8 protein-coding genes are annotated in these 10,277 nt (G+C 74.0%); 3 read left to right on the top strand and 5 right to left on the bottom strand.

Going from position 1 to position 10,277, the window contains the following annotated elements:
- The first annotated feature begins 74 nt into the window (after positions 1–74).
- Positions 75–911 carry a DUF1028 domain-containing protein gene (locus A6V29_RS17945; protein WP_137161577.1) on the top strand — a complete coding sequence of 279 codons (837 nt, stop codon included), beginning with the start codon at positions 75–77 and terminating at the stop codon, positions 909–911.
- A gap of 76 nt (positions 912–987) precedes the next feature.
- The gene (locus A6V29_RS17940) at positions 988–4,095 is read left to right on the top strand and encodes an arabinosyltransferase domain-containing protein (protein WP_170977948.1); all 3,108 of its coding nucleotides are present in this window, start codon (positions 988–990) and stop codon (positions 4,093–4,095) included.
- A 22-nt stretch (positions 4,096–4,117) separates the two neighbouring features.
- On the opposite strand, the gene A6V29_RS17935 is transcribed toward A6V29_RS17940, so the two are convergent.
- The 4 genes from A6V29_RS17935 to A6V29_RS17920 all read right to left on the bottom strand — a co-directional run bounded on the left by A6V29_RS17935 (position 4,118) and on the right by A6V29_RS17920 (position 8,675).
- On the bottom strand, positions 4,118–5,518 hold the full coding sequence (locus A6V29_RS17935) for an NAD(P)/FAD-dependent oxidoreductase (RefSeq protein ID WP_137161575.1): 1,401 nt from the start codon (positions 5,516–5,518) through the stop codon (positions 4,118–4,120).
- Positions 5,519–5,718: 200 nt separating this feature from the next.
- On the bottom strand, positions 5,719–6,876 hold the full coding sequence (locus A6V29_RS17930; protein WP_137161574.1) for an acyl-CoA dehydrogenase family protein: 1,158 nt from the start codon (positions 6,874–6,876) through the stop codon (positions 5,719–5,721).
- Between the two features lie 22 nt (positions 6,877–6,898).
- Positions 6,899–7,426, bottom strand: a complete 528-nt coding sequence (gene purE / locus A6V29_RS17925) for a 5-(carboxyamino)imidazole ribonucleotide mutase (RefSeq protein WP_502700114.1) — start codon at positions 7,424–7,426, stop codon at positions 6,899–6,901.
- Between the two features lie 37 nt (positions 7,427–7,463).
- The gene (locus tag A6V29_RS17920) at positions 7,464–8,675 is read right to left on the bottom strand and encodes a 5-(carboxyamino)imidazole ribonucleotide synthase (RefSeq protein ID WP_137161573.1); all 1,212 of its coding nucleotides are present in this window, start codon (positions 8,673–8,675) and stop codon (positions 7,464–7,466) included.
- Positions 8,676–8,792: 117 nt separating this feature from the next.
- On the opposite strand from A6V29_RS17920, the gene A6V29_RS17915 reads away from it, so the two are divergent.
- The gene (locus A6V29_RS17915; RefSeq protein WP_249933323.1) at positions 8,793–9,326 is read left to right on the top strand and encodes a GtrA family protein; all 534 of its coding nucleotides are present in this window, start codon (positions 8,793–8,795) and stop codon (positions 9,324–9,326) included.
- Here A6V29_RS17915 and A6V29_RS17910 read toward each other — a convergent pair.
- A partial coding sequence (locus A6V29_RS17910; protein ID WP_283956378.1) for an SbcC/MukB-like Walker B domain-containing protein occupies positions 9,327–10,277 on the bottom strand: 951 nt, incomplete at its 5' end.

Raw genomic sequence — 10,277 nt, 5'->3', positions numbered from 1 at the left:
AGGACCATGGGATGTCTGACCGCAGCCCGGCGAGGTGGGCTCGTTCCCCTCACGGACAGGCGCCGCACCAGCTCATGACCTTCTCCGTCCTGGCCCGCGACCCCGCCACCGGGGACCTCGGCATCGCCGTCTCCTCCTGCATCCTCGCCGTGGGGCGCTCGGTGCCGTCTGCCCTGCCCGGGATTGGCGTCGTCGCCGTGCAGGCGAGGTCGCGCCGCGGCCTGGGCCGGCAGCTGCTCGGCGGGCTGGCCGAGAGGTCGGCGCCGGCCGAGCTCGTCCGGGCCGCAGCGCACGCCGCCGAGGACGCCACCCGCCAGGTGGCCGTGCTGGACCGGGCCGGACGGGTGGCCGCGCACACGGGGCCGGCCGCGTTCCCGGTGAGCGGGCACCGGATCGGCGAGCAGTTCAGCGTCCAGGGCAACATGCTCGCCTCCGACGAGGTGCTCCCCGCCATGGCGTCGGCCTTCGAGGCCGCGGCGGGCTCGCTGGCCGAGCGGCTGCTCTCGGCGCTGACCGCCGGTCAGGACGCCGGCGGGGACCTGCGCGGCCGCCAGTCCGCCGCCCTGCTCGTGGTGAGCGGGGAGCCCCCCGACGAGGAGGACGACGGCGTGCGCGTCGACCTCCGGGTCGACGACTCGGGCGACCCGGTGGCGCAGCTGCGGATGCTGCACAACCTGCAGCGCGCCTACGACGAGGCCGACTACGAGACGCTCGCGGTCTTCGCGCCGGAGGGTGCCCGCGACCTGTACGGGGCGCTCGCCGCGTCCCGCCGCGGCGACCGGCCCGCCGCGCGGGCGGCGCTGGAGGCGATGCGGAGCCGGCCGGGCTGGACCGGCTGGCTCAGCGCCATGTCGGGGGATGCCCGGGTGTCGGCGGTCTCCCGCCTGCTGGACCCCACCTCGCCGTCGTGACCCGCCGTTGCGACTGGTGGGCGCTGCGTCACCCCTACACTCGCCGCGTGACGGCCCGGCGATCTCTGCTCCTCGCATGAGCGCCCCGACTCCGCCTGCCACCCCCTCTCCCGTTCCCACCGGCGCGGGCGACGCCCCGGAGGACGGCGCCCGGCGGCGACACCTCCTCCCCTGGCTGCTCGCGGCGCTGACCCTCGTGCTGGCGGTCGCCCTCCCCCTGGCACCGGTGCGGGTGGACACGCCCGAGGTCCAGTGGCCGCTGGACCCGTCGGATCCGCAGTCGACGATCGCCCTGTTCATGCCCTACCGGCCGATCGACGTGCGCGCCGAGATCCCGTGCGCGGCGATCGACGCCCTCGCCGCCCGCCAGGAGCCCGGGGCCGCGCCCGCGGTGCTGCTGTCGACCTCGGTGCCCGGATCCGAGCGCGGCAGCGCCCGCGGCCTCCGAGCCACGGTGACGGCGGACAGCATCCGGGCCGTCGTCTCGGGCCAGGAGCTCCTCAGCGGCCCGCTCCCGGAGACCACCGACTGCACGATCGTGATCACCGCCGACCAGTCGGGCGCCACCGCGGTCCTGGAGCGGCCCGGTGCCGACGGCGAGGTCGTCGGCACGCTGCCCGGGGTCGCCGTCCCGGAGATCACCGCCTTCACGACCGACCTGACCGCCGACGACGGCACGTCGCCCGTCGTGACCGCGTCCCCGGACGCCCGCTTCCAGACCTCGCCGACCGCGCTCAAGACGGTGCTGATCGCGGCGCACGTCGCGGCCCTGCTCGGCTGCCTGTACCTGCTGTACCGGGCCGGACCGGCGCCGCCGCGGCGTCGCGGTCAGCGGCTCCCGCGCCTGGTCCAGCCGGCGACCGGCCGCGCCGGACGGATGTGGGTGGTGCTCGCCGACGTCGGCGTCGTGACCACGATGGTCGTCTGGACCTTCATCGGGTTCATCAACACCGACGACTACTACTACAGCGCCGAGGCGCGGACGATCGACTCCGCGGGCTACGTCGGCAACCAGTTCCGCTTCTTCAACGTCCCCGAGATCCCCTTCGTCCTCCACCAGACCCTGCTCGCACCGCTCACCGCGCTCTCCGCCCAGCCCCTGGTCATCCGGCTGCCCTCACTGGCCGCGGGCCTCCTGGTCTGGTGGCTGCTCAGCCGGCAGCTCGTGCCGCTGCTGGTCGACCGGCCGCACCCGGCGCTGCGCGTGGTGGCCGGACTGGCCCTGCTCGCCTGGTGGCTGCCGTGGAACATCGGCGCGCGGCCGGAGTACCTCATCACCCTGGCCTGGGCCGTCACCCTGACCCTGGCGCTCCAGGCCGTTCGCCGGGAGCGGATCTGGCTGCTGGGGCTGGCCGCCGTGGTGGCGGGGACGGCGGTGACCATCACCGCCTCGGGGCTCATGTGTGCCGCGACGCTGATCGTGCTGCTCCCCCGCCTCTGGCCGCTGCTGCGTCGCTCGGCCCTGGGCCTGTGGGCCACCCTCGGGCTGCTGGTGGCCTCGGCGAGCGTCGCGTCGACCATCGTCTTCTCCGACGCCACGCTGGCCAGCGCGCTGACCGCGCTGCGCGTGCACCGCGAGGTGGGACCGGTCGAGCCCTGGTACAAGGAGGTGCTGCGCTACTACTACCTGACGCTCGGGCCCGAGCTCGCCCAGCGCACCTTCGCCCGCCAGCTGGCCGTCCTGCTCACCGTCGCCGTGCTCGTCGGCGTCTCGGTGATGCTGGTGCGCAACACCCGGCCGACGGCACCGCGCACGACCTGGGCGGTGCCGGTGCTGGCCTACGTGGCGGCCAACCTGACCTTCCTCGCCTCGCCCACGAAGTGGACCCACCACTTCGGCGCGCTGGCCGCGCCCGGTGCGCTGCTGCTCACCGTGGGCGTCGCCGTCCTCGTCCGGCGGCGCCCCGACCGCTGGGCCTCGATCTCGCTCGCCCTCGGCCTCGCGCTCACCGCCGCGCTCGCCTTCCAGGGCGGGAACCACCAGGTGGAGTACTCGGGGTACCGGGTGATCCGCGACCTCCCGGGCGTGATCGGGAACCCGGCGGCGTGGGTGCTCGGCGGTCTCGCCGTCGTCGGCCTGCTCTGGTGGTGGCGGAAGCGCTCCGGCAGGCAGCGACCCGGCGACGAGAAGCCGTGGCCCGAGGCGGCGATCGCCGTCGCCGTGGCGGCCCTGGTGGCCTCGATCCTCGTGCAGACGGCGAGCGCCTCGGCGGCCAACATCCTGCTGCGCGACACCTGGTCGATGGTCGGCGACACCACCTCGGTGCTGACCGGCGACCCCGGCTGCGGCTTCGCCGACCACGCCGTCGCCCTGACCTCCACGGCGCGGCTGCCCCGGGCCGACGTCGGCGAGCCCGGCTCGCCGCCGACCGACGGCGGCACCGAGATCGACGAGACCCGCGGTGACCTGCGGATCGTCCCGCAGGGCGTCGAGTCCTGGAGCACCCGGACCGACGAGCCCGTCGACCAGACCCTCGAGCTCGTGACGCCCTGGTACGACTTCAGCAGCGCCACCCCGCGGGACGTCCTGGCTGTGGGCCTTGCCGGTCGGCCCGACGACGGCACGACCGTCGTCGTCGAGTACGCCGCCCCGGACGGGGTCGTGCTCGGCGCCGTCCAGGTGGAGCGGGACGACGAGGAGCCCAGCGTCGGGCAGGACCGCTGGGTCCGCCAGCTCCTGGACGCCTGGGTCGAGCTCCCGGAGGGCGCGACCCTCGTCCGGGTCCGGCTGACCGACCGGAACCTGACGCCGGGCGGCTGGCTGGCGGTGACCGCGCCGCACCTGGCGGTCGGCGAGACGCTGACCGAGCTGCTCACCGGATCCTCGGTGGCGCTCGACTGGCCCATCGGCTTCAACATGCCGTGCATCGACCCGCCGCGCGTGGCCGACGGACTGGTGGAGCCGATCGACTGGCTGGTCCTCGGCGACACGTTCGCCGACGACCCCGGTCTGCTGATCGTCGACGACGGGGGCGGCGCCTACGGCACGCTCGACGAGGTCGCCGACCTGACCGAGTACCGCGGCTTCCTGCCGAGCACGTCGCCCGACGTCGAGTGGGGCACGCTGGTGGGGGTCGACTACCCGCTGCCCACCGACGCGTTCAGGGTGACCGAGGGCAGCCGCACCATCGCCGGGTGGGGATGGTGGCCCGGCGCGGGACCGGGCCCCTCCCCCGAGGACTGACGCAGCGAGGCGTCGATCCGACTCAGCTCACCGGCGCAGGGCTCGCCCCGGCCTCGGCGAGCGCGTGCCGGATGAACGCAGCCGCCTCGTCGGTCTGCAGGTTCTCCTCGTCCGGGACCCGGACGACCGAGCGGGCCCGGCTGATCCACTCCCGCAGCGCGGGATCCTGGCTCCACCGGCGCATCCGGGTGCCGACGTCGAGCACGTACTTCGGCAGGTCGACGTGCGTGCTCGGATGCGGGCAGGGGGCGCACAGCTCGTTCCTCAGCGCGTCGTCCTCGTAGTTCGCCTCCACGTAGGCGGCGAGGCCGGCGCTGAACACCTGCTGGCACGGGATCACCGCCTGCAGGGTCATCCGGCTGCCGTCGAACACCGGCACGGTCGGCCGCGGCTCCAGGCCGTCGGCCGTGCAGTCGACGTAGAGGGTGCCGGGGACGGCGGGCACGCGCACGTCGCCGAACTCGACGTGGTCGACGTCGATCGCGGTGACCCGGCCGTGCCGCAGGACGTCGTCGATCTGCCGCAGCTGCTCGAGCTCGGCCCGGGTGACGGTGGCGCAGCGGAACGCCGTCGGCGTCACGTCCGGCGAGATCCGCATGACGAGGCCGGAGGCCTCGATGCCGGCGATCAGCAGGTCGAGAGCGCTGGTGCCGGGCGGGAGCTCCAGCCCCGCCGGCAGGCTGCTGCCCATCGCGCCGGACGGCGGCCCCGGCTGGATGCGGGCGCGGTCGAACAGCCAGGCGTCGCGCGGCATGATCCAGGTGATGTCGGCCGGGTCGACGGAGTGCTGCAGCAGCCACAGGCAGGCGTCGATGCCGGTCTTGCCCGAGCCCACGACGGTGAAGTGCGCGGGCCGCCCGGCGAGGGTGACGAGATCGTTCGGCGGGATGACCCGCACGCCGTCGGCGACCGCGTACCGGGGCGAGGTCATCGACGGCACGGTGACGTTCATGTACGTGGCTTCCACGACCCGGCGGCGCACCACGACGTCGGTGATCCGCCCGCTCACCAGGGAGGAGAAGCGCTCGACGCCGTCCTCGGTCGGGCTGTCGTGGTTCGACATCGGGAAGTACGACACCCGGCCGCTGGGCAGGAACGTCTCGCGCATGACCCGGTCGAAGTAGGTGAGCACCTCGTCGACGGTCGCCAGCTCGTACAGCCCGGCGTTGAGCCCGACGGTGTCGACGGCGCCGGTGCCCAGCTCGCGCGAGTTGACCCCGTAGAAGACCGAGGGCTGGTGCAGCCGGACGTAGGGGTAGGCGCGCGTCCAGTGCCCGCCCGGCTGGGCGTACCGGTCGACGATCGCCACGGTCGCGTCGGTCTCGGTCAGCAGGGTGTCGACGAACGCCATCCCCATCGCTCCCGCGCCGACGACGAGGTAGTCGACCTCGAGGGGCGGGCGATCCGTGGTCTGTCCGGGCACGTGGTGGGTCTCCTGTCTCCACAGGTCTCCCGTTCGCCCCGAACTCGCGTCGGGGCGTGCGGCAGATCCGTCCGGTGTGGGCGCATGCGCGTCGAGCGACGCCGGGCGGTGGAACTCTGCCTGATGGGTGGGGGCCCGTCGCGGCCGCCCAGCGGATCCCGACGTCGGGACCGGGCCTGATCGGAGACTGCGGTGCCGACCTACCTCAGGAGACTCCGTGCGATCACCATGCGCTGCACCTGGTTGGTGCCCTCGTAGATCTGGGTGATCTTGGCGTCGCGCATCATCCGCTCCACCGGGAAGTCCTGCGTGTACCCCGCGCCGCCGAACAGCTGCACGGCGTCGGTGGTGACCTGCATCGCGACGTCGGAGGCGAACGCCTTGGCCGAGGCCGAGACGCGGGTGACGTCGGGGCGGCCCTGCTCCCCCGCGGCGGCCGCGACGTAGACCAGATGGCGGGCGGCCTCGATCTTCATCTCCATGTCGGCGAGCATGAACTGCACACCCTGGAAGCTGCTGATGCTCGCGCCGAACTGCCGGCGCTCCTTGACGTAGGCCACCGCCGCGTCCAGCGCCCCCTGCGCGATCCCCACGGCCTGCGCGCCGATGGTCGGCCGGGTGAAGTCGAGCGTCCGCAGCGCGGTCTTGAAGCCGGTTCCGGGTGCACCGATGATCCGGTCCGCGGGGATGGTGCAGTCGGTGAAGTAGAGCTCGCAGGTGGGCGAGCCCTTGATGCCCATCTTCCGTTCCTTGGGGCCGACCGCGAAGCCCGGGTCGTCCCGGTGCACGGCGAAGGCGGAGATGCCGTTGGCCTTCTTCTCCGGGTCGGTGACGGCCATGACCGTGTACCACTCGGAGATCCCCGAGTTGGTGATCCAGGCCTTGGTGCCGTTGAGCACCCAGGTGTCGCCCTCGAGGCGGGCGCGGGTCGTCATCGCGGCGGCGTCGGAGCCGGCCTCGCGCTCGGACAGCCCGTAGCTGATCATCGCCTCGCCTGAGGCGATCGACGGCAGGACCTTCCGCTTCACCTCGTCGGACGCCGCCAGGATGATCGGCATCGAGCCCAGCTTGTTGACGGCGGGGATGAGCGAGGCGCTGGCGTCGACGCGGGCGACCTCCTCGATGACGATGCAGGTCGCGATGGCGTCCGCGCCCTCGCCGCCGTACTCCTCGGGGATGTGGGTGGCGTGGAAGCCGGCGGCCGTCAGCGCCTTCTGCGCCTCGATCGGATAGCGCGACTCGGCGTCCACCTCGGCGGCGAACGGTGCGATCTCGCGCTCGGCGATCTCGCGGACCGCCGCCCTGATGGCCTCGTGCTCCTCGGTCAGGGCGTAGAGCCCCGCAGCGTTGCTACCCACGAGTAGATAGTAGGACGTCCGACTAGCTGTCGGAGCGGAGGCGCTCCTGCAGCGTGCTGTCGCGGGCGACGACGGACTCGGCCAGGTCGGCCTGGAAGCGCGTGACCGCCTCCAGCAGGGCGGGGTCGGCGGCGGCGAGGATGCGGACGGCGAGCAGCCCGGCGTTGCGGCCACCACCGATGCTGACGGTCGCGACCGGGACCCCGGCCGGCATCTGCACGATCGACAGCAGGCTGTCCAGCCCGTCCAGCCGGTCCAGCGGGCGGGGGACGCCGATCACCGGCAACGGCGTGGCCGCGGCCACCATGCCGGGCAGGTGGGCCGCTCCGCCGGCGCCGGCGATGATCACCCGCAGCCCCCGGCCGGCGGCGGCCTCGGCGTAGTCGAGCATCCGGCGGGGGGTGCGGTGGGCGGAGAGCACGTGCGCCTCGTAGGGGACGTCGAACTCCTCGAGCGCCTCGGCGGCCGGGTGCATGGTCGGCCAGTCGGAGTCGCTGCCCATGACGATCCCGACCAGGGGCTCGTCGGCGTCGTTCCGCTGCTCGGTCACGGCTCTCCTCAGCTCGGGGCTCGGCTCGGTGCTCGGCTCAGTGGTCGCGCTCGAAGGCGAAGGCGGGATCGACCACGCCGTCGGCCAGGTAGCGGGCCGCGGCGACGGCGCGGGCGCGGACCTCCGCATGGTCGTCCCCCAGGGCGGTCACGTGGCCGAGCTTGCGGCCCGGGCGCTGGGTCTTGCCGTACCAGTGCAGCTTCACGTCGGGCCAGTGCGCCATGAGGTGGTGGATGCGCTCGTCGAGGGCCGGTCCGGCCCAGTCGGGCGCCGACGCGGCCCCGCCCAGCACGTTGGCCATCACGGCCACGGGCGCGGTCATCGCCGTCGACCCCAGCGGATAGTCCAGGACGGCGCGCAGGTGCTGCTCGAACTGGCTGGTGCGCGCCCCTTCGATGGTCCAGTGCCCGGAGTTGTGCGGGCGCATGGCCAGTTCGTTGACCAGCACGCCTTCGGCGGTCTCGAACAGCTCGACGGCGAGCATCCCGACCACGCCCAGCCGGTCGGCGATCCGCACCGCCAGCTCCTGCGCGGCGGTCGCGCGCTCGTCGCTCAGCCCGGGGGCGGGGGCGAGCACCTCGGCGCAGACCCCGTCGCGCTGCACGGTCTCCACCACCGGCCAGACCGCCACTTGCCCGAACGGGGAGCGGGCGACCTGCGCCGACAGCTCCCGGCGCATCGCCACCCGCTCCTCGGCCAGCAGCGTCCCGTGCTCCCCGAGCAGACCGGCCGCCTCCTCGGCATCGCCGACCACGAAGACGCCCTTGCCGTCGTAGCCGCCGCGCGGGGTCTTGAGCACCACGGGCCAGCCGGTGCGTGCGGCGAACTCCTCGACGTCGGCCACGGTGTCGACGCGGGCCCACGCCGGCTGCGGCTCACCGGCCGCGGCCAGCGCTGCGCGCAGCACCAGCTTGTCCTGCGCGTGGACGAGCGCCGCCGGCCCGGGCGCCACCCGGTGACCGGCCTGCTCCAGCTCGTGGAGGTGCTCGGTGGGCACGTGCTCGTGGTCGAAGGTCAGCACCGTCGCGCCGTCGGCCAGCCGGCGCAGCGCCTCGAGATCCCGATGGTCGCCCAGCTGCACGTCGGCCGAGACGAGCGCGGCCGATTCCTCGGGCCCTGCGGAGAGCACCCGCAGCGTCTGGCCGAGCGCGATCGCGGCCTGGTGGGTCATCCGCGCCAGCTGCCCCCCACCGACCATGGCGACGACGGGCAGGCCCGTGACGGCGGAGAGGGGCGCGGTACCTGACATGGCCGGACGAGCGTAGCGGGCACCTCCTGCGCCCCACCCGCCGCGCGCGGACCGTGCGCGCGCCTGGTCACGGAACGGTCCGGCGTCGAACGGCACTGCGCGGCCTAGAATCCGGAGGTGCCCTTCGCTCGCGGCCGTCCGGCCCTGTCCGCCACGCGGGTACGTCGGCGGCTGCAGGAGCTCGGCGCGTTCGGCGTCGTCGGAGGGGTCGCGTTCGTCATCGACGTCGGGCTGTTCTCCGTGCTCTACGGCTACCTCGACGTCGGGGCCGTGACGTCGAAGGTGCTGTCCACGGCGGTCTCCATGTGCGTGGCCTTCCTGGGGCACCGCAACTGGGCCTTCGCCCACCGCGACAAGACGACCATCCGCCGCTCGTTCAGCCTCTTCGTGCTCACCAACGTGCTCACGCTCGTGCTGGGCGCGGCGATCATCTGGTTCGTCCGGTACCCGCTGGATCAGGAGCGGTTGCTGATCATCCAGATCGCGAACATCGGGTCCATCGGCTTGAACAGCGTGCTCCGGTACGTCGTCTACCGGCGCTGGGTCTTCCCTGCCTTCGCCGCGAGCGCGCCGCCGGCTGCGGACCCGACGCCCGTGGCGGTTCCGGCCGAGCGGGACGCCGTCCCGACGGCCGGTCGCGGCGCGGCCTGATCAGGCCGCGGACCGGCTCGCCAGCCGGGAGCCGCTCCGCCCGGGGATCACCTCGAGCCGACTGGTGATGCGGGTGCGCAGCTCCTCGACGTGACTGATCACGCCGACGGTGCGGCCGCCCCGGCGGAGCTCGTCCAGCACGTTCATCACCGAGTCCAGGGCCTGCGGGTCCAGCGTGCCGAAGCCCTCGTCGACGAACAGGCTGTCGATCTGCACGCCTCCGCTCTCCGCGGTGACGACGTCCGCGAGCCCCAGGGCCAGCGCCAGCGACGCCATGAAGCTCTCCCCGCCGGACAGCGTCTTGGTGGGCCGCCGGGTGCCGGTGTACTCGTCGAGGACGTCGAGGCCGAGGCCGCCCCGCGCACCGTTGCGCCCCTGCGCGTCGCTGTGCAGGAAGGTGTACCGCCCGCCGGACATGTCCCGCAGACGGAGGCTGGCCACCTCGGACACCTGCTCCAGCCGCGCGGCGAGCACGAAGGACTGCAGGCGCATCTTCAGCCGGTTCGCGCCCCGGCCGGTGGCGAGATCGGCCAGCGCCGTCACCTGCTCGGCCAGGACGCGCTGCTCGTCGAGCTCGACCTCGACCGCGGTGAGCTCGCCGGAGAGCTCGGCCAGCCCGGCCACCCGGCGGCGGGCCTGCTCGAGCACCGTCACCGCCGTCTCGCGGTCGGCGGTCGCCGACCGGCAGGCGTCGGTGAGGGCGTCGAGATCGGGCCGCGGCCCCAGCTCGGCCAGCTCCGGCTCGGCGAGGACAGCGGTGACGACGGCGAGGGCGCGATCGTGCTCCCGCAGCGCCCGGTCCAGCTCCTCGGCCCGCCCGGCCGGCAGCAGCGCTCCCGCCGCGGCCTCGAGGTCGGCGAAACCGGCCGTTCCCACCCGGGCCCGGGCAACCTCGAGCGCCGCCTGCTCCGCCTGACGGGCCCGCGCATCGTCGGCCGCCGCGGCCACCAG

Source organism: Blastococcus sp. CCUG 61487, assembly GCF_005222955.1.
Taxonomy (GTDB): Bacteria; Actinomycetota; Actinomycetes; order Mycobacteriales; family Geodermatophilaceae; genus Blastococcus.
This window is presented reverse-complemented; position numbering and strand designations above follow the sequence as displayed.